The sequence below is a fragment of the Neptunicella plasticusilytica genome, assembly GCF_047922965.1.
Classification (GTDB): domain Bacteria; phylum Pseudomonadota; class Gammaproteobacteria; order Enterobacterales; family Alteromonadaceae; genus Neptunicella; species Neptunicella plasticusilytica.
On sequence record NZ_CP150481.1, the window covers coordinates 4086717 to 4106375 of the forward strand.

Here is a 19659-nt window from a genome sequence, read left to right on the forward strand (position 1 = left end):
TGTGATTCATAACGCCCGCATTTGAGGCTGGTTTGGAGCGCAGCGGAAAACCAGTCCGGCAACATGCGTTTGTTATACCTTAATCTTCTCTTTAATGTCGGAAATGCACTTTTCACTTTTTTCGATTGCTTGTACCGCCTTTTCCAAAGTGCTTTCGTCATTAGAACTTGGCTCTTGTCTTGTAAAAGCATTTGACCCCGAAATATTCCAGTGTTCAAAGGCCTCTTTCACCTCAGACCAATCCGCAGCTGCTCCGTAAGATTGCAGATAAAATTTACCGAAGTTGATTGCATGTCTCCTATCGGCATTCTTTAGTGATTCGTGCATATAGGAACTACTAAACAAATAAGCATATTTTGCAATGGCTGCCAGCAGGCCTACTGTGACTAAGCCTTTAAAGAGCGTAAATATTAAAAACTGCCAAGTAACTTGGTCTACGTCTAATGCGCCATACCTAAAAGTAACTACCACAAAAAATACGACGCCAACCACTAAACACGAAGCCCCGACACCGCTCCATATTTTGGACATAGTATGAAACTGAGACTCCTTTGTGCTGAGCAATTCAAGAGCATCTTCTACATAATTTTGCGAGGTTTGCTCAATTTTTTCCCTACTCTCCTTAGTAAGGCGCTCTTTTTCCAAAACTAAGTCGTCATATGCCTTTTTTAGTTCATATTCGCGACTGGATATCTCCTTCTGCAAGTGGTTCCTTAAGGATTCAGCTTCCAGCTCTCGGCGGTGAAAATGCTCCTCAAATTCCTTTTGTCTCTCGACAAGCTTTTTCTCTCGTTCTAAAAAATAGCGTTCTCTTTCCTCAAGCTCTTTTCTTAGTTCTTTTTCTCGAAGGTACTGCTCTTCTTTTAATTTAGATCGATAAGCGTTTAATTCACTTTCCTGCTTCTCAATAATTTCCCTGTAGTGAGACAGCTCTTTTTCTCGCTCGATAAAGTATCTATTTTTATCGCTAGCTATTTCACGCTTACGCTCATCATCCATTCTTTCTTGCATAAGAAGAGTTCTCGCTTAATTTAGGTATAACAGTGTATTAGCGCGACCTTACAAGCTCGTCTACCTTGTAAGGTAGGGGGGACTTATGTATCGATTCACTAATAGAGTTTCAAGAAATTTTAATAAATCAAACAGTAATCAAAAACAACAAGCCCAGCAAGAGAATGATGGAACCAATCCGGTGCAAAAAAATTCCCAACTTGAGAGGGTAGTAATTATTACCGACTATGACAGTGGGGAGCCAGTAACGCTCAAATTAGAGTTATTCAAAACTGACCGTATTGACTGCTACAAGGTTTTTGTTGACGGGAGACTTTGGAAAGAACGAATTGGATGGAGCAATATTCTAATAGGGATAAGAAAAGCCCTGCCTAGATTACTCAGGGTGTTAATGACTATAATTCGCTCATAACTGCCTGTCAGGGAGAATCTAACCTACTTAGCAAAAGTGTCAGATCAGATATGAGCCACTACACGTTATTCATCCTCCATATACTCCAGAATATCCCCCGGCTGACAGTCCAATACCTTGCAAATCAGTTCAAGGGTGGCAAAGCGTACTCCCTTAACCTTGCCTGTGCGTAGCAGCGACAAGTTTTGCTCGGTGATCCCGACAGCGGTGGCCAGTTCCTTGCCACGAATCTTACGCTTGGCTAGCATCACATCCAGATTAACCACAATCGCCATTGTCCCGCCTCCTTAAAATTGTGCCACCTCTTAAATAAACTGCTTGTTCTCATCCTCAAGTTTGTTGCCTTTAATTAACAACTCACTCATTACCCATAAAATCATTGCCAGAGCCACCATTTTGATTTCATCACTGCCCACTGAAAGCGTTAACATTTTTTGCCCGGCCGGATGATTCCACGACAACAGCAGACTTGAAAGCGCCAAATGCACAGGTTTGGCGAGCGCCTGAATAAACAACATGATTGAGAACCAGCGCAGATCGCGACTATTGCTCAGATTAAACAACTCACCTTTGGCAAAGTTGGCAAAAGCGCGGCGCAGAAAATACAAGCCCACCACAGCAATCGCAACGTAAAGTACGCTAAGCAGCCATAACCCCTGCCACTGACCGGGTGTCACACTATGCCATTGAATTGGCAGGTTGAGACTGTTTCTGGCCAGTGCGATAAACGCATCAAGATCGACGAACAAGTACGCAGCGACAACAGGAGTGATAACCATGATGACCAGACATCCCCAGGCAATCAGCAAAGACAATTGACGGACCATATTCCTTCCTTAACAGAGTTGACATGATTGTAATATAGCAATAAATTATCGTTTTACAATCATTTCATTAATAAGAGATCGATATATGAAACGCTTATTCAAGGTCACAATATGGTTACTAGTGATGTTTTCTTCATTTAATACGGCTGCTTTAACCGCAGAACAGTTTAACCAAATCTGTCAATCTACCCCGGGTGATTGCGGTAATAATGGTACGTTGCAAGCCTACGTCGGTGGCGCTCTGGATTTACTCGCGACATTAAATGAGCAGACAAACTATCTGGATAAACTATATTGCAAGCAATCCAAACAATTATTCGACGTGGCGGCAATCATCGGTTTTATTCAGACCCATAGTAACGAATCGCAACAACAGAATGCGATGTTATTAATGGTTCGCTATTTTGAGCAAAACGGGGGATGTAAAGACAATGAATAAATTCCTGATACTAGTGGCACTCAGTCAAATAACGGCCTGCAGTAACAGGGCGGTATATGAAAATATGCAACAACATCAACGTATTCAATGCCTGGATGAACTGCCGTCCGTTTATCAGGAGTGTATCGAGCGAACCAAAAAATCCTATGAAGAATATAAGCGTGAACGCCAAGAGGTGGTAAAGGAATAATGCACCGATATTTAAACCTAAATAATTAGGTTACTTTACGTATTATTCTGACAAATTTTTAAGCACAATATTATTTGAATATGCTCAACCCAAAAGCTACTGACCAAGGATCAATATGTTAACTCGCTTTCTTATCGGCATTGTAACCATCACTTTTTCATTGGCAGGATTAGCGGCACAAGTGCAGGATGCTTTCCCCGATAAGATAAACCCCAAGCATAACTATGTGTTCTACTCCCACGGTTTTATTGTTGAGGGAGAAAATGCCACGCCTGTTCACCCAAGATGGGGGAAATATGACTTTCCCGCTGTTAAAAACCAATTAAGTGATGATGGCTACCAGTTGATCGCCTATCACCGCCCAAAAGATACTGATCCGCGCGAACATGCAGCATTATTGGCAAAAAACGTTAATCAGCTGATTGACGCAGGTGTACCCCCGCAACATATCGCGCTGGTCGGTTTTTCGCGCGGGGGCTTTATTACTATTGTGGCTTCCAATCAATTAAAGAATAGCCAGGTCAACTTTGCCATTTTGGCCGGTTGTGGTGATTCGATAATCAACCATCCGGAGTTTCAATTCTATGGACGCATTTTATCCATTTATGAAACCTCGGATCAGATTGGTTCCTGTGATGCTGTTAACCAGCGTAGTAATAACGCGACCACTTATACTGAGTTGTCCATTTCTACCGGCAAAGAACATGGCGCTTTTTACCTTCCCCGCGAGGAATGGCTAGTACCGCTAAAACAGTGGCTAAAGGGCGCATTCAATCAGCACTAACATCTTGCCGAATCTATTCGCCCGCATCTAACTTTTTCGCCCTACGCACCATATGTTATAAGCCCGGCCGATAAAAATACCACTAAAGCCCCCGTACAAAACACTGCACACAACAATAAAGGTTTGATGATGCAACATCTCCGGATTAAGGGCAGACAGGACACCGACGGTATATTTAGTGAAAAATATTGCCATCATTAGCATTAAGGGGATCCAACTACCGTTAATGGAGTATTTGCCATGAGTGGGGTCATAATTAACCCCTTGGGCAGTAAAGAATTTTGCCAAAACAATAGCCGTTAGAGCCAAGCTTGCCAGCCACAGGGTCATTGGCATGATTGCAGTACCAAAGCTAGTCAACATACCAAAATAAGACAGCGCAACCATACCTATCGGAAGCAGAAAAATAACATGACTTTTAACCGTACGGTTGCGGCTCTGCTGCCAACCTAAATAAATTAACAACACAAACAAGCCAAAAACCCATAAAGGGGTATGAGTGAGTATTTCAATCAACATTATTACTTCTCTTTTTATATCTAATTTAGTCAGATGATCTATTGATGTGATAGCAGACTATAAAGCAAGAGCAGCAAAATTGCAGGGAGGACGAAAAATAATTCAAGAACAATTATTTTCTTTATAAATCAAGGTTATAGAATTTATGTTCTTCTTAGTTTACATTTAAAGCGTGTTCGGTTTTAGTGATTCTGCATACTTAAAATACTTAAAACGCCGTTGGTACTGAACGTCTCCGGCAAGCTTATATCGGGGCGATATACTCTTCTTGCCTTGATGCTAATCAAAGCAATTTATTCGCCCGTATCCAAATCAAACTTTTTGACTGCCTGTTCAATCAGCGTGTCCGATTCACCCCGTGAAGTCAGCTCCATGCCACCGGCCGACAGGCTAAAACTGCCCAGGCCTTGAATGTACTCACGGCTGCTGGTAAGAAAATTGACCACATCGGCTTCAGGTACGTTGGCTTCCTGCAATTGTTTGGCAAATTCCTGAGTTTGACCAAATTCGTAAAACTCCGACATGGCATTCAGCTGATCAAGTTTTTTCTGCAGTGCCTGATTACGATCCAGATAATCCTGCAAACGTTGCAGCGCCTGTTCGCGTGCTGCCTTGTCAGCCTGAGCGGCAGCCTCTTCGGCCGGATCGGTTATCTCAGATGGTGACTCGGTTTCAGATTCTGACGTTTCTGTGCTTTGCGCTTCTGTGTCAGTATCGGCAACCTCATCATCAGGACTAGTCTCAGAGTCTTCTGTCGTTATTCCCTGCACCTGCCATTTACCTTCAACCAGTTTCACCTCAACCGGATCAGTTATGCCGAACCGATCGGCCATTTGTTGCAGGTCTTCGGCAACCGGCCGCAGGTTAAAGGCAATCATATTGTTGACCGTTTTCAAACTGACGCTACCCATTCCCGATTCCAGCACCTGTAACGGGTTATCGGTTTGGCCCAGACTGATACTGTCCGTCAGGCTGGACAGGTCACCGGAAATATCCTGTTTTTGCTTCTGCGCCAGAGATTGCAAGGTCTGGTTACTTTTATCGGGGTCGGACAGATAATCAAACAGCGATAGTCCGGTTGTCTGAATTTGCATAATATTGCCTGAGTCGGTTAAGCGTTAATCGTTATGGTTGCGATAAACAAAGCAATCTTTACGCCAATCCACCATCGGATAAATCGCACGCTTTTTAGCCTGTTGTTGACATCAATTCAGTCAGGAGGTGATTAAGCCTAATCTGGCAGTGTTTTTAGCCGGCAATTCGGGCTAGAATCAGCCTCAATCCCGTTTGTGTTCTGGCGGGAATCTGATTTTGCCAAGGAGTCGTATGCCAGGTTTACAACGCATCATACTTATCGATACCCATCTGCCCGGCGTGGTAGAACTCAAACTCAACGGTCACACCAATATTTGCGGTACCAATGCCTCCGGTAAAACCACTTTGCAGCGGTTAATCCCGGTGTTTTATGGTGAATATCCCAGCCGGGTGGTACCTGCCACTCGCGACAGTTTTGAGCGCTGGTATCTGCCTCGTGAATCCAGTTTTATTATTTACGAATACGAACGCGCCGAGCAGGATCGCTGTCAGGTTGTACTCAGCTCCAACGGCAACGGGGTACAGTATCGTTTTGTCGGTAAACCCTTCGAGTTGGCCGATTATCTGTACAAGAACAACGCGGGCGAACACCATAGCGTATCGATGAACGAGCTGGCACGCAGCCTTAAACGCAGCAATGTGCTGGTGACCAACCTGCTAAACACCAAAGAATTTCGCGCCATTATCCAGCATGATCGCGCCACTCTCACTGCCAGTGCCAACAGCCGTGAATTACTCGGTTATGCGCGCATCTTCAGCTTATCCGGGAGCAACGGCAATCTGCGCCATATTGAAAAACTGGCCAAGGCGGTGCATTCCAAAGAAGGCAAAATGGAAACCATCAAGGCCATGATCGCCGCGATTCTGGAAGAAGACGGCGTCCAGCCGCCGCGTTCCAGTTTAAGTCGCCAGCGGGTAGAAGACTGGATAAAAGAATCCCATCTAATTCAGGAGTTTGATGCCATCCGCCCGGAATTTGCCAAACTGGAACAGGCCGATGATCAGTTAAGTCAGGCCGAACAACGCCTGGCGGCATTAAACCTGCAATTCAAACAGGATCTCAGTGTACTGGCCGCTAATATTGTCGAAGTAGACGGGCAGCTGAATGAGCTGATCGACAACATTAAATTCAATGAAAAACAGTGGAATGAAAACCGCGATAGCCTCAATCAGGACTTGTCTGCCGCCAAAGCCGATGTCAACAAACTGTCGGCTGATCTGGAACAGGTCGAACAGGAATTCGAGCAATGGCAGGAGCAGGATATCGACAAGCTGCAAAACAACCTGCAACAGCTGCCACAATGGCACACCCAACTGGACAGCCTGAATAACCGTTATCTGCTGTTAACTGAAAAGCATCAGGATGTGGAATCGGCTTACCATAAACGTCTGGCCGATTTAAATGAAAAGCTGCAACAGGAGCTGGAACAGGCCGGCGAGCAAATTCAGCAACTCCAGCAGCAACATGCCAGACAAAAGCAGGCCGAACAACAGGATCTGCAACACATTCGTGACGATTACAACCAGCAACGCGAGCAGCTGAAAAATGACTTTGGTCAGCAGTTGCAAACCTTGCGCATTGAGCAGGCCGAGCTGGTGGCGGGGCTGAAAAATGCCGGTTTTAACGAATTTGAACAAAGCCAGCTGGATATACTGGACGCGACCATCAGCGAAGCCAGCATCGCCGAAGATAGCGCCCGCGAAAGTTTGACTACCGCCCAGCAAAATAGCCATAAAATGCTCAAGCAGCGTGAACTGTGCCGCGACGAACTGGATAATGCCAATCGCCGTCAGCAACAGCAACAACAGCAAATCGATAAAATCGAGGCGTTACTCTACCCCGGTGACAATACCCTGCTGGAATTTTTGCGCCGTGAGCAACCTGGCTGGGAGAACAAGCTGGGCAAGGTGATCCATCCCGATTTACTCAAACGCAAGGATCTTAAACCTCATACTGGTAAAGACAACAACAGCCTGTTTGGCCTGCAACTGGATTTGCATAATCTGGATGCACCGCAATATGCCCAAAGCGAACAGCAACTCCAGGCACAACTGAGTGAAGCCAAATTGGCGCTGGAAGAGTTGATCGAGCAGCATAATCAGGCCGAGCAGGCCATGGCCAAAGCCACCGAAGCACTACGTAACGCCGAACTGGCCGAAACCAAGGCAGAATCGGCCTGCCGCACCGCCGCCGCCAATCGCAAACGTGCTCAGCAGGATCGCGAACAAAACCGGCAGGAATACATGTCCGCGGTGGCAGAGCGTAAACAGCAGGCTAAAAAGCGTCAGCAAAAAAACCAGCAGGAACAGCAAAAGGTTGAAGCCCAGCAGGCACAAGCGCTGGAAAATCTGCACGATCAACAAACCGAAGCGGAAACCGAGCGCCAATTCCACTGGCAACAAGTACTGGGTGATCTGGACAGCCAAATCAGCCAGCTCAACACCGGCCGCGACCAAACCCGCCGGAATGCCGAGCAGGAACGCCAAAAATGCCAACAGTGGTTGCAAGACGAGCTTAATAAACGCGGCGTCGATATTGACGAAATTGGCGGTTTGCAAAAACAGATCAAACAGCTGAAAGACGATATCCAGCACACCGAGAATAATCGCCACAAGGTCAAGGATTTCCAGCACTGGTACAAAACCGTGTTTAGCGGCCATAAGGTGAAATGGCAAAACCAGCTGGAAAAAGCCAAAAAAGAGGCCAGTCACGCCGAACGTGAGCTGCAAAAACAGCAAACTGAATACCATCACCAGCGCGATGCCAACAAGGCACGCCAAACCCAGCTGGAACAGCGGCTAAAATCATCTCGCGAGCAACAGGATGCCACCCAGACACTGCATAGCAGCCTGAACCGCCTCAAGCTGCCGCTGGCCGAAGCAGGCAAGGACAAGTTCGAGCAGCAACAATATGCGCAACGCATTTCCGAAGGGCAGGAATTAATCCAGCAACGGGAACAATTGTTGGCCGATGTACGCAGTTATGTCGATCACTTTGACAAACTGATCGCCCAGCAGGCCGGTACCGGTTTGTCCGACACCTGGGACAAATCCCGCGAAGAATGCACCCTGACCAATCCGCAAGGGTTGCGCTTGCTGGATCATCGCAAGCTGGTGGGACACCTTAACCGTTTGCTTAACGATATCGTGCCGCAAAAACTGGCCGGACTGCGTGAACAAGGACGGATATTTGGTGCCGATCTCAGCCAGTATTACCACGTTCTGGCCGATATCGACAAACGTATTGCCGGACAAAGCAAACGCATCAGCAAAGAGGTGGATGAAGAACTGTTTCTGGATGGGGTATCCGAATCGGCCGTCAAAATCCGCTCACGTATTAGCGAACTGGAATTCTGGCCGGAACTGAGCCAGTTCCAGAAGCTCTATGATGAATGGATCGACACTGGTGCCAACCAGCTCCCGCATGATGACTATGCCCAGAGCATGCGACGGGTAATGGATATTCTCGGCCGTGCAGCGCTGGGAGGCGGCATTATTAACCTGCTGGATATTGAACTGCATTTAAAAGAAGGCAACAGTCACCTGGTGATCCGTACCGATCGCCAGTTAAACGAATCCTCCAGTCACGGCATGGCCTATCTGATTTTATGTAAATTCCTGTTGGCCTTTACCCGCCTGTTGCGCGGCAATACCGATGTAACCATTCACTGGCCGATTGACGAACTGGGCACCCTGCACCAGAGCAATGTGAAAAAAATCTTCGATGCCTGCCATAACAACGATATATCGGTATTAGGTGCGTTCCCCAATCCCGAGTCGGAAGTACTGACCTTGTTCAACAACCGTTACCTGATTGATAAAAGTACCCGTCAATTACAGGTTGTCCAACCGCGGGTTAGCGCCATCAGTGAACGCCTTAAACAACGCCAACAACAGGAGCAAACGGCATGATGACAGAACAAGGCCGCGTGCTGGAACAACTGCTGTCCGGCACTTTTATTTGCCAAATCAGTGACGAAGACAGCTGGCGCTATCTGAAAAACAGCGCCCAGGCTGACCGCATCGAGCAGCAACTAAACATATTGAACCGCACCTTAAGCCAGTGTGCCGATGGTGACGTATTTTATGCCGCCTACCTGACGTTGGGCGAAAACGAACGCAAAGTATTGGCTAACCAGTTTCAGGAAACCGCTGCCGGATTGCTACCGCTGGTGGAATGGTTGTTATTGGTACAACAGGCTGCCGGTAATGATATTCCGCTGACTCAGGGGCAGCCGATACGTCTGCCGGAATTACAAACCCGGATTGAAGATACGCCGGCGTTTAAAGAACAACTGCAAAAAATTGCCCGTTACCGCTTGTTTGGTTCCACCAGTGTTGAGGTGGATGGCCAACTCAAGCAGGTGTTCAAGAAATTAACCGACCTGGGATATCTGCTGCGCCCCAACCCGGAAAAACAAATTTATCTTGCCACCGGCAAGGTGGATTATTTGTTTGAAGTGCTGCGTTTTATTGATGAAACCGAAGCCCTGTCGTTAAACGAGCAGGCCGAGTTAGCCAGTCAGCAGGGGTCATTGCTGTGAGCCAGAATCTGTATCAGGCCGGGTTAACTTTACTCAATGCCATGAGTCGTCATGCCGATGTGATAATGCAGGTTTATTTGTCCGGCACCCTGGATGAAACCGCCACCACCCCACAAGTGGTCGAAAACCTGAAAAAGCTGGGCATTATCTGGCGGCCGGAACCGGAAGCCGAATTACGCCTGAAAAGTGCCGTGCGCAATTTGCTCGAAAACAGCCTGCATGATGAACGCAATCGCCAGATTGATGCCAATATCGGCTCGGCGCTAGCCGGTCTTAAAACCCTGGCCGGCCACTACAAGGAAGCCCTGCATCATGGTCGCTTTGCCGAATCACAGGCCCATATCAATGATTTACGCGAACATGTTTACGGCCTGACCGAATCATTGGGCAACAGCGTGCGTGTGCTGTTTAGCCGCATCAATAACGAATTTGGCTATGTGGTGTCGATTGATGCCAAAATCCGCGAAAACGAACTGGCGCAAAGTCAGGTGTCGGATATGCTCAGCCAGATCGAGCTGTTCCGTTTTGACGAGTTGTCGGAAACCGCCGGTAGCAACCGGGAATTACGCCTGCTACTGATCGTCACTCTGCAACAGGCCTTTTCGCGGGTCACCCAGGAACTGTCGATTGTGCAGGCGCGTTTGCTGGAGTTACTCGGCCGTTTCCGTGAATATCGCGGCCGCACCCGGCTGCTTAAAGGGTTTATCCTGCATCAGGAACAACATCCGGATTTTCAGCCGCCGGATTACACACAACTGTCAAAGGTGCCGTTGTTGTTTAATCAGGCCAGCAAGCTCATTCAGCCAGCGCATGCTGATGTAAACAGTGTGGTTCATGAATCGGTATTGCAGGAACTGGTTGGCCGTATTAAAGCCCTGCAACGTACACCCAAAACTTCAGATGAGCGCAAGGGCGGTCAAATTAATGTCACCCGTCAAACTGAAGCACCGCAAATTGAAAACCAGCTGAAAAAGGCCGTTGAAGACTACTTTTGTAAGGTGATTGACAGCGGCCAACGCCTCACCGCGCTGGATTACTGGCAACAACAAAAACTCGACTGCGATCCGGAAGTGTGGATCTACCGGGTGATCGACGGTTATCAGTCCTTGCCGCTGGAAGAGCAGCAGTATTTTGCCCTGGATACCAACGGCCACCCGCATCCGGATTACAGTGGTAATTTTATTGTGGAAGATGTGGAACTGGGGTTGCGGTGACCCGCTGTTAATTGGCTGCGCCAACTGCAGTACAAAGTACCGTTCGTCCTGAGCTCGAGGAACGAGTAGTCGAAGGATGAACGGAACTAGAAGCTGTCGAAGGGCAACGCCTTTATTTTTATTGGCTTCGCCAACTGCATTCAGATACCTCAAACCCAAACATTCGGTTTATTGCTGCGCAAATCAGCCCTTGTCATAAAATTTAAGTTTGGGCGTCGCGTTGGCGACAACAACCAAAGGGGAATAAATACCGATTCCCCTTTGGAATCCCCCGGTACCCTTGCAGTAAAAACACAAAAACCTTGTTCAGGCATACCGATATCATGCTAAATCCACATCCCTTCAGTTAGCGTTTTCTCGCCATCCATGGCTCGAATATCGGCAAGCTAATCTGAACAAGATTTTTGTTGACTGCAAAGGGAGGTTAAAACCAAATCCGTTCGCCCTGCCCCTTCGACAAGCTCAGGATGCGCGGAACTAGAAGCTGTCGAAGAATAAACTCGTCATTATTACACCGAGTCATACCCGCGAAGGCGGGTATCCAGAAACTTGCGGGTGAAAAGCCTTGTTTGTTTTTTGACACTTCAATAGTGCACAGCTAACAAATTGATTTAGTTAAATATGCGGAGTATGGTCAGAAAATAAAATCAGCAAAGAAGCAATTTCACCCGGTACGAATACGGGGATTTTTCCTTCTATTCAGTTGTTATGTGTAAATGAAGAAATTGATAGATCTCAAACTTACACTTTTAGTGCTCGTGGTGGTTGGCATCATCACCTATGTTATTTCTTACCTCACCTCGCTAAGTTTTTTAGCCGTATTTGGTATTACAGTTGTTGCCGCATTAATTAATGGCTTAGTTGCAACAAAGGAAGATGAAGTGCCCTGTGGGTTTAATAACCCAAATGCAAAGGATGCTACAAAAAAATGACAATTAGGCTATTTACACATAACAAGCCAATGTTGTTCAGCCAGCAAGCTGGCTTGGGAAAATTACTCGCTACCACTGCGTGCCAAAACGCCAGTTTTCACTGGTTAATTGAGGCGTTAGGTTAAATGATTCCGTTTCAGCCTTTTAAAGGATTTACTTGGGTTCTTCTTGGTATTTTCGTTTTATTTGCTTATTTGGACTCCAAAGCAGCTATTGCCAGTGCAATATGGTTTGGGTTCGCGTCACACTATTTGTGTGATATTACAAGTAAGCGGTATATGAATAAGCCGTTTCAGTTTCCACATAAAATAATAGGAAGTCAGAAAAAGTTTACTTGGTTGGACAATGCTCTTGTGTTCCCACTTCTGATTGGAACATTGGTGCCGGCCTTGGGATTAGGTGTTTTAATGGACTGTATTAATAAAACGTCTAATTGGGTTAAGGTGGTCGCATTTTGCCAATGACACCTAGCAAGCCATTCAAGGTAGCCAGTTTCGCTGTCGGAACAAATTATCGCGGGCGGTTAATAAATTAGTGCCAGATCCAAATTAAACCTTAAAGGCTATATAAGCATTTCAATGCCAACCTATGCTTTGCCCACATCCTCTACAGCGTTGCTATATTTCGTTTCCGAATAGCGAGTTGCTATTCGAGATAATATATTCTTCTAACTTTCCGTCGACTCTTACTGTGACTCAACTTTTCCTAATTTATCCAGTACTTATTGCTTATTGAGATTGCTGAGCACAGTATTGCCATTTGTCATCCACCTAGTATTTGCTGTCCATGGGCAACAATGGTATCGGATAACTGGCGATAAATACCTTTGCTTAAAATCCAGCTATGCCAGTACAGTTCTTCGCTTAACCTTGTTTCTGGTAACAGGTTGATTAACTTGCCATCCTTTAATAGCTCGGTTATTTGTAGTTCCGGGATCAGGCAATAACCAATCCCCTGTTTGGCCATTTCCACAAAGGCTTCTGATGAGCGCACAAAATGGCAGGGATAATCACCATACATTAATCCAAAGTGTTGCTGAATAAACTGGTGATGCATGCTGTCACTGGGATCAAAAGAAACCCCTGGTGCTTGTATCAGGCTGTCGCGATTGATGCCATGTTCAAAATAACGCTGACAAAATTCCGCAGATGCCACCAGCACATAGTCCATATTACCGAGCTTTTGTGCGCGATAGCCATTGATGGGCTCTGCCTGCAAGCATACCGCCCCCAGGGCTTCTCCGGATTTGAGTTTGTTGATGGTATGGGATTCATCCGCGACCAAAATATCCAGCTCCACGGCAGTGCTGGTTTTGGTAAAGCGCTTGATCGCATCCAGAAACCATACAGCTAAACTATCGGCGTTCACCGCTATCGCCAGCTTTAGCGGTTCAACCGCACTATTGCCGACAAACTCGGGAAATAAGTCAGCCTGAAGCTGTTCCACTTGCCGATAATGAACCAGCAGCTTGGCCCCGAGTGACGTCAGTTTTAGCGGTTTACTGCGTATCAATACACTATGCCCTAACTGCTCCTCTAATAATTTTATCCGCTGCGAAATGGCTGATTGCGTTAAGCATTGCGCCTGCGCCGCCCGTTCAAAGCTCTGATAGGCCATAACCGCGTTTAACGCTGAGAGTAATTTGTAATCGACTTTCATAAGCAATTCTAATGATGAATTAATTATTATAATTTTACTTAATAAATGACCAGCTTACACTACTGCCATTTTCAATTCATCAAACAGGTAGATGTAACATGTTAGCGGCGTTGTTTCAGGGGTTTGTATTAGGCTTAAGTATGATCCTGCCCATCGGTGCACAAAACTCATTAGTGCTCAATCAGGGGATTCTGCGTTCTCATCATCTCACTGTGGCATCGGTTTGCGCGTTGTGTGATGCGTTGCTAATTTCCGCCGGGCTTTTCGGCGCCGGAACCTTGATTAATCGCAGTCCTCTGGCTCTCAGTGTCATTACCTGTCTGGGGGTCGCTTTTTTACTGTTTTATGGCGCGCAATCATTGAAAAGTGCCCTAGCGATCAAGACAAATAATGCAGTGCAAACGGCAAAAAAGCAGGGATTCTGGGCAGTTATCGCAACGACCTTAGCGGTAACCCTGCTTAATCCCCATGTTTATTTAGATACAGTAGTTGTTATTGGTGGGGTCGGTAGCCAGTTTAGCCACAAGCTACTTTATGGATTTGCTATTGGTTGTATCGGGGCTTCGGTGGTGTGGTTTTTTGCCCTGGCGATAGCTGCAGCCAAGTTGTCGCCATTATTGGCTAAACCCAGGGTGAAACAGGCTATTGATTTTCTGATTTTTGTGATGATGTGGATGATTGCTGCAAAGCTGCTTATTTTCTGGATCAGTCAATAAATTACGGACACAAAAAAGGCCGCTTTCGCGACCTCTTTTAACAAATGTTGCCAGCTTACTTCTTGGAAGAAAGGCCGCCGAAACGTTTGTTGAATTTCTCGATACGACCGCCGCTGTCTACGTTACGCTGTTTACCAGTGTAGAACGGGTGACACTCTGAACATACGTCCAGGAACAAGTCGCTTTTACAAGTAGAGCGGATTGCCATTTTATTACCGCAAGAACAGTTTGCAGTAATTTCGTTGTATTCCGGATGTATACCTTCTTTCATGGGATAGCCTCTTCATTTTGGCCCGTATCGCAATCCGGCCCGAAGCCAAACACCATACGCGTTTTACAATTAACAACCTGCTGGTTGCATTTTTTGGAGGCTGGATTTTAAAGGATGCCACCACCACAGGCAAGCACTATTTGCGGTTTTAGTAACCAATATCGGCTGCGGATTTGATAACCACAGAGGCGCAGAGTTCACAGAGGAAAACAAACACAAGTAACGAGCTTCGTGCTTAGAGCTATGGTACAGCCCCTTCGACAAGCTCATGGAGAACGAATAACTTCACCCTTCGACTGCTTCGCGCTCAGGGCGAACGGGTTTCTTCGGCTGCAGATAAGTTGGCAGACGATACTCGTACTTCGCACCCAAGGTGAACGGAGCTCAATTGCCCTTGTGCATTACCTGTCCGATACTCGTACTTCGCTCGCGGCGAACGATCTGTTGGCAGGCTTATGACAAATCTTAAACATTGTCACCCCGGTAGTCTTTTCGGCCGGGGTCCATTGTTTAAATATTTGCTCTTCCGGTTACTGGATCCCTGCCCAAAACAATGCAGGGATGTCGAAGGGTAAAACACAGAGATGATAGGCCAACGGTGTTTTTGGTTTTATCTAGCGACTGTAACTTTCCCAAATAAAACGCGGGCTTGTCTTTACAGCCAAGCGTAGCTTGGTTACTTCCCTTTGCAGTAAGCAAAAATCTTGTTTAGCTTAGCATACCGGTATTCGAGACAGGGACGTCGAGAAAACAGCGACTGAAGGGATGTGGATTTGTTGTGGTACCGGTATGCCTGAACAAGGTTTTTGTGTTGTTACTGCAAGGGTGACTGGGGATTCCAAAGGGGAACCGTCATTTGTTCCCTTTTGGCTGCTGTCGCCAGCGCGACGCCAATGGTTGATTTGACGACTCACTTTCGATTTTACACCCAAGTCAAAACAATGTGGGGATGACGATGATTACAGTTTTACTTTTAGCTCGCCACTCAAAACCCGTTGCTCTTAGCTATCGTTTACCGCCGTGCAATTCCAATTATTTTGGGTATAGTAATACGCCTGTTTTGTCGGATACCCCAAACTACTTGAGATCCTATGGCCTGCACTATTGCTGATGTGGCAATTGGCGTTCCCAAACGTACCTTATTTGAATACCTGGTTGGCGAAACCCTGCCTGTTGTCGGGGCGCGGGTATTGGTGCCCTTTGGGCGACGCAAGTTAGTTGGCGTGGTGTTGGGGCTAAAATCAGACTCGAACTGGCCGCTGGAAAAGCTCAAACCCATTGAGCAAGTATTGGATGACCAGCCGGTATTTAGCGATAACCTGCTGACCATGCTCAAATGGGCCAGCCAATATTATCAGCATCCTGTTGGTGATGTACTGCAAAGTGCCCTACCGGTATTGCTGCGCAACGGTAAATCCAGTCAAATGCCGCCGGTGTTAATGTGGCAATGCACTGTACTGGGCCAGCAAACTGATGAAAGCGAATTAAAACGCTCGCCTAAACAGCAACAGTTACTGAATCAGTTACAACAACAGTCAATGCTGGACAGTGAGCTAAAACAGCAATTCGGTAGCGCGATTATCAATGCCCTGCATAAAAAACAGCTGATTGAAAAGCAGCAAGTCATTCCGGAACTCAACAATAACTGGCATACAGAGTTACAAATTTCAGCTGGGCCTCAACCCGGTATCGAGCAATCTCTGGCAATTACCGGTATCACCAGCCAGCTTGAGCACTTTCATCCGGTATTGCTTGAAGGCGTGACCGGCAGCGGCAAAACCGAAGTCTATCTGCAAGCGATTCTGCCGTTGTTGCAACAGGCCAAGCAGGTGCTGATTCTGGTACCTGAGATTGGCCTGACACCACAAACGGTACAGCGTTTTAAGCAACGTTTTAATGCCCCGGTTGGCTTGCTGCATTCCAATCTCACCGACAATGAACGGCTGGCGGTATGGCGACAAGCCAAACAAGGCCAGCTAGCCATTGTCATCGGTACCCGTTCGGCAATTTTTACCCCGTTCAAGCAACTCGGGATGATTATCGTCGATGAAGAACATGACAATTCCTATAAACAGCAGGACGGTTTTCGTTATCATGGCCGCGATTTGGCGGTGATCCGCGCCCGCCAGCAAAATATCCCGCTGGTGCTGGGCAGTGCCACGCCGTCACTGGAAAGCCTGCATAACGCGCTGACTAAAAAATATCAGCATTTTCAGTTACACAAGCGAGCCGGTGTTTCACAAATTGCCCGCCAGCAAATTTTTGATATCAAAAACCAGCCGCTGCAATACGGTATTGCCAAAGGGATGCAGGATCGTATGGCGGCACACCTGAAACAGGGTAATCAGGTGATGGTGTTTATTAACCGGCGCGGTTATGCCCCCAGTTTGCTCTGCCATCATTGCGGGCATGTGGAAATGTGTCATCGTTGCGACAAGAGCTATACCCTGCATAAAGGTTTGAATAAGTTGCAATGTCACCATTGTGGCGATGCCAAAGCCATTCCGGCCCGCTGCAGCCAGTGTGGTTCCAACCAGATGATCAGCATGGGGGTCGGTACCGAACAACTTGAACAAGGTTTGAACCAGCTTTTCCCCGCCTATAAAACCTTGCGGATCGATAGCGACAATATTCGCAGCAAGAGTCGCTTTCATCAGATGCTGGACGATATTAATCAGGGTGAATACCAGATTCTGATTGGCACCCAGATCCTGGCCAAGGGCCACCATTTCCCTAATGTGACGCTGGTATTGATTGTGGATGTGGACGGTGCGCTGTTTAGCATGGATTATCGTGCTGCCGAGAATTTATCCCAATTAATTACCCAGGTCGCGGGACGTGCCGGGCGCGCCGAACAGCCGGGCGAAATGTGGCTGCAAAGTCATCATCCCGATCATCCCTTATTGCAAGATTTGCTGCATAACGGTTACGGCCATTTTGCCCGGTATGCATTGCAGGAACGCAAGCTGGCCCAATTGCCTCCATTCAGTTTTCAGGCTCTACTCAGAGCAGAAGCCAATTCAGCCAACAAAGCCCATCAGTTTTTACAACTGGCCCAGCAGTATTTTAATGGTGCCGATAATGTGATTAGCATGGGGCCTTTCCCGGCGTTGATGGAAAAACGTCAGGGGCGCTATCGTATGCAACTGTTGTTGCAAAGTCCCAATCGAGCCAGCTTGCAAAAGACGTTGTTTCAGGCGATCCCGCAAATTGAATTACTGCCTGAGAGCAGCAAGGTGCGCTGGTCGGTAGATGTCGATCCGCAGGATTTCAGCTAATCGCCTGCTATTTGCATATTTAGCAAACAATGAATCCAGCATTTTTGTTGAGTTTATGGCATACTATGCGCCGAAATTTCGCCCTGCTCCTGTAAAACCGGAATCCTGGGCTGTCCGATATCGCTAACCCCGGGAACACAACTTTGCTTACTTCATCCAATATCACCATGCAATTTGGCGCCAAGCCATTATTTGAAAACGTCTCTGTTAAATTTGGCGACGGCAACCGTTATGGCCTGATCGGTGCCAACGGCTGCGGCAAATCAACTTTTATGAAAATTCTGGGCAGCGATCTGGAGCCCTCATCCGGTAATGTCTCCAAAGACCCCAATGAACGTATTGGTAAGCTGAAACAGGATCAGTTTGCTTACGAAAAGTTCTCGGTGGTCGATACCGTTATCATGGGCCATGAAGAATTATGGGCGGTCAAATCCGAGCGTGACGCCATCTATGCCAAACCCGAAATGAGTGAAGAAGATGGCATGCGCGCCGGCGATCTGGAATCCGAGTTTATGGAAATGGACGGCTACACCGCCGAAGCGCGTGCCGGTGAATTACTGTCCGGGTTGGGGATTCCGGTCGAGCAACATTTTGGCCCGATGAGCGAAATCGCCCCGGGCTGGAAACTGCGGGTATTGCTGGCACAGGTACTGTTTGCCGACCCGGATATCATGCTACTCGACGAACCAACCAACAACCTGGACATAAACAGTATTCGCTGGCTGGAAGAAATTCTTAATGCGCGCAATTGCACCATGATTATTATTTCGCACGATCGCCACTTCCTGAACAGTGTATGCACCCATATGGCCGATCTGGACTATGGCGAATTACGGGTTTTTCCGGGCAACTACGATGAATATATGACGGCGGCGACCCAGGCCAGAGAGCGCCTGCTAGCGGATAATGCCAAGAAAAAGGCCCAAATTGCCGAGCTCAAGACCTTTGTCAGCCGCTTCTCGGCTAACGCCTCCAAATCCAAGCAAGCCACTTCCCGGGCTAAGCAAATTGACAAAATTGAACTGACTGAAGTTAAGCCTTCCAGCCGCCAGAATCCGTTTATTCGTTTTGAACAAACTAAAAAACTGCATCGTCAGGCACTGGAAATAGAAGGTCTGGCCAAACGCTTTGATGAAGAGCTGTTCTCCGGTTTTAATTTGATGGTGGAAGTGGGCGAACGTATTGCGGTTATTGGACCAAACGGTATTGGTAAATCCACCTTGCTGAAGTGTCTGGTTGGCGATCTTGAACCTTCTGCGGGCAATATCAAATGGTCAGAAAACTCTAATATCGGCTATTACGCACAAGATCACGCCCATGATTTCGAGCAGGACATGAATTTGATGGACTGGATGTATCAGTGGGGTCAGGAAGGTGACGACGAACAAGTGATGCGCGGTACCTTAGGTCGTTTACTATTTTCTCAGAATGATATCAACAAGTCGGTTAAAGTGATTTCCGGTGGTGAACAGGGCCGTATGCTGTTTGGCAAACTGATGCTGCAAAAACCCAATATACTGGTGATGGACGAGCCGACCAACCACCTGGATATGGAATCGATCGAATCGTTGAATCTGGCGCTGGAGAATTACCCCGGCACCCTGATTTTTGTCAGCCATGACCGTGAATTTGTGTCCTCGCTGGCCACCCGGATTATTGAGCTGACCCCAACCGGTATTGTTGATTTCAACGGCAGTTACGAGGAATACTTGAAGAGTCAGGGTGTGCAGTAACACCAGCATCCTCAAGGCCCGCTTGAAGCGGGCTT

At 47.1% G+C, this 19659-nt stretch carries 19 protein-coding genes; 12 read left to right on the forward strand and 7 right to left on the reverse strand.

The genetic code is table 11. The features are described from left to right. Positions 1–72 precede the first annotated feature (72 nt). Positions 73–1011, reverse strand: a complete 939-nt coding sequence (locus V1467_RS18420; protein ID WP_416306440.1) for a hypothetical protein — start codon at positions 1009–1011, stop codon at positions 73–75. A gap of 85 nt (positions 1012–1096) precedes the next feature. Here V1467_RS18420 and V1467_RS18425 point away from each other — a divergent pair, with 85 nt between their 5' ends. Beyond that, positions 1097–1423 (forward strand): hypothetical protein, encoded by a 327-nt coding sequence (locus tag V1467_RS18425; RefSeq protein ID WP_416306441.1) that lies wholly within the window; start codon positions 1097–1099, stop codon positions 1421–1423. A 65-nt stretch (positions 1424–1488) separates the two neighbouring features. On the opposite strand, the gene V1467_RS18430 is transcribed toward V1467_RS18425, so the two are convergent. After that, positions 1489–1698 carry a helix-turn-helix domain-containing protein gene (locus V1467_RS18430; RefSeq protein ID WP_416306442.1) on the reverse strand — a complete coding sequence of 70 codons (210 nt, stop codon included), beginning with the start codon at positions 1696–1698 and terminating at the stop codon, positions 1489–1491. Between the two features lie 30 nt (positions 1699–1728). Beyond that, positions 1729–2250, reverse strand: coding sequence for a DUF2975 domain-containing protein (locus tag V1467_RS18435; protein ID WP_416306443.1), 522 nt, complete (start codon positions 2248–2250; stop codon positions 1729–1731). Between the two features lie 85 nt (positions 2251–2335). Here V1467_RS18435 and V1467_RS18440 point away from each other — a divergent pair, with 85 nt between their 5' ends. From V1467_RS18440 to V1467_RS18450, 3 genes are all read left to right on the forward strand, one after another. Further along, the gene (locus V1467_RS18440) at positions 2336–2689 is read left to right on the forward strand and encodes a hypothetical protein (RefSeq protein WP_416306444.1); all 354 of its coding nucleotides are present in this window, start codon (positions 2336–2338) and stop codon (positions 2687–2689) included. Next, positions 2682–2879 carry a hypothetical protein gene (locus V1467_RS18445; RefSeq protein WP_416306445.1) on the forward strand — a complete coding sequence of 66 codons (198 nt, stop codon included), beginning with the start codon at positions 2682–2684 and terminating at the stop codon, positions 2877–2879. The genes V1467_RS18440 and V1467_RS18445 overlap by 8 nt, the downstream gene beginning before the upstream one ends. A gap of 115 nt (positions 2880–2994) precedes the next feature. After that, positions 2995–3663: an alpha/beta hydrolase gene (locus V1467_RS18450; protein ID WP_416306446.1), complete on the forward strand. Its 669-nt coding sequence runs from the start codon at positions 2995–2997 to the stop codon at positions 3661–3663. Between the two features lie 27 nt (positions 3664–3690). On the opposite strand, the gene V1467_RS18455 is transcribed toward V1467_RS18450, so the two are convergent. Both V1467_RS18455 and V1467_RS18460 read right to left on the reverse strand, forming a co-directional pair. Beyond that, on the reverse strand, positions 3691–4182 hold the full coding sequence (locus tag V1467_RS18455; protein ID WP_416306447.1) for a DUF6622 family protein: 492 nt from the start codon (positions 4180–4182) through the stop codon (positions 3691–3693). 293 nt (positions 4183–4475) lie between these two features. Continuing rightward, positions 4476–5276 (reverse strand): hypothetical protein, encoded by an 801-nt coding sequence (locus V1467_RS18460; protein ID WP_416306448.1) that lies wholly within the window; start codon positions 5274–5276, stop codon positions 4476–4478. Positions 5277–5508: 232 nt separating this feature from the next. Here V1467_RS18460 and V1467_RS18465 point away from each other — a divergent pair, with 232 nt between their 5' ends. The 5 genes from V1467_RS18465 to V1467_RS18485 all read left to right on the forward strand — a co-directional run bounded on the left by V1467_RS18465 (position 5509) and on the right by V1467_RS18485 (position 12092). Then, entirely contained in the window at positions 5509–9189 is a 3681-nt protein-coding gene (locus V1467_RS18465; RefSeq protein ID WP_416306449.1) for an ATP-binding protein, read from the forward strand. Next, on the forward strand, positions 9186–9821 hold the full coding sequence (locus V1467_RS18470) for a hypothetical protein (protein WP_416306450.1): 636 nt from the start codon (positions 9186–9188) through the stop codon (positions 9819–9821). The genes V1467_RS18465 and V1467_RS18470 overlap by 4 nt, the downstream gene beginning before the upstream one ends. Continuing rightward, positions 9818–11035, forward strand: coding sequence for a phosphoenolpyruvate carboxylase (locus V1467_RS18475; protein ID WP_416306451.1), 1218 nt, complete (start codon positions 9818–9820; stop codon positions 11033–11035). The genes V1467_RS18470 and V1467_RS18475 overlap by 4 nt, the downstream gene beginning before the upstream one ends. A gap of 716 nt (positions 11036–11751) precedes the next feature. After that, positions 11752–11967, forward strand: a complete 216-nt coding sequence (locus V1467_RS18480; RefSeq protein ID WP_416306452.1) for a hypothetical protein — start codon at positions 11752–11754, stop codon at positions 11965–11967. After that, a complete protein-coding gene (locus V1467_RS18485; RefSeq protein ID WP_416306453.1) occupies positions 11964–12092 on the forward strand; it encodes a hypothetical protein in 129 nt (42 codons plus the stop codon). Before V1467_RS18480 ends, V1467_RS18485 begins: the two co-directional genes overlap by 4 nt. A 637-nt stretch (positions 12093–12729) precedes the next feature. Here the strand turns inward: V1467_RS18485 and V1467_RS18490 are convergent. Beyond that, the gene (locus V1467_RS18490; protein WP_416306454.1) at positions 12730–13626 is read right to left on the reverse strand and encodes a LysR family transcriptional regulator ArgP; all 897 of its coding nucleotides are present in this window, start codon (positions 13624–13626) and stop codon (positions 12730–12732) included. A 98-nt stretch (positions 13627–13724) separates the two neighbouring features. Here V1467_RS18490 and V1467_RS18495 point away from each other — a divergent pair, with 98 nt between their 5' ends. Then, the gene (locus V1467_RS18495) at positions 13725–14342 is read left to right on the forward strand and encodes a LysE/ArgO family amino acid transporter (RefSeq protein WP_416306455.1); all 618 of its coding nucleotides are present in this window, start codon (positions 13725–13727) and stop codon (positions 14340–14342) included. A gap of 55 nt (positions 14343–14397) precedes the next feature. Here V1467_RS18495 and rpmE read toward each other — a convergent pair whose 3' ends face one another. Continuing rightward, complete coding sequence (gene rpmE, locus V1467_RS18500; protein ID WP_416306456.1) at positions 14398–14613, reverse strand: 50S ribosomal protein L31; 216 nt, start codon at positions 14611–14613, stop codon at positions 14398–14400. Between the two features lie 1091 nt (positions 14614–15704). On the opposite strand from rpmE, the gene priA reads away from it, so the two are divergent. Further along, on the forward strand, positions 15705–17891 hold the full coding sequence (gene priA / locus V1467_RS18505; RefSeq protein ID WP_416306457.1) for a primosomal protein N': 2187 nt from the start codon (positions 15705–15707) through the stop codon (positions 17889–17891). Between the two features lie 143 nt (positions 17892–18034). Then, the gene (locus V1467_RS18510; protein ID WP_416306458.1) at positions 18035–19624 is read left to right on the forward strand and encodes an ABC-F family ATPase; all 1590 of its coding nucleotides are present in this window, start codon (positions 18035–18037) and stop codon (positions 19622–19624) included. Positions 19625–19659 lie beyond the last annotated feature (35 nt).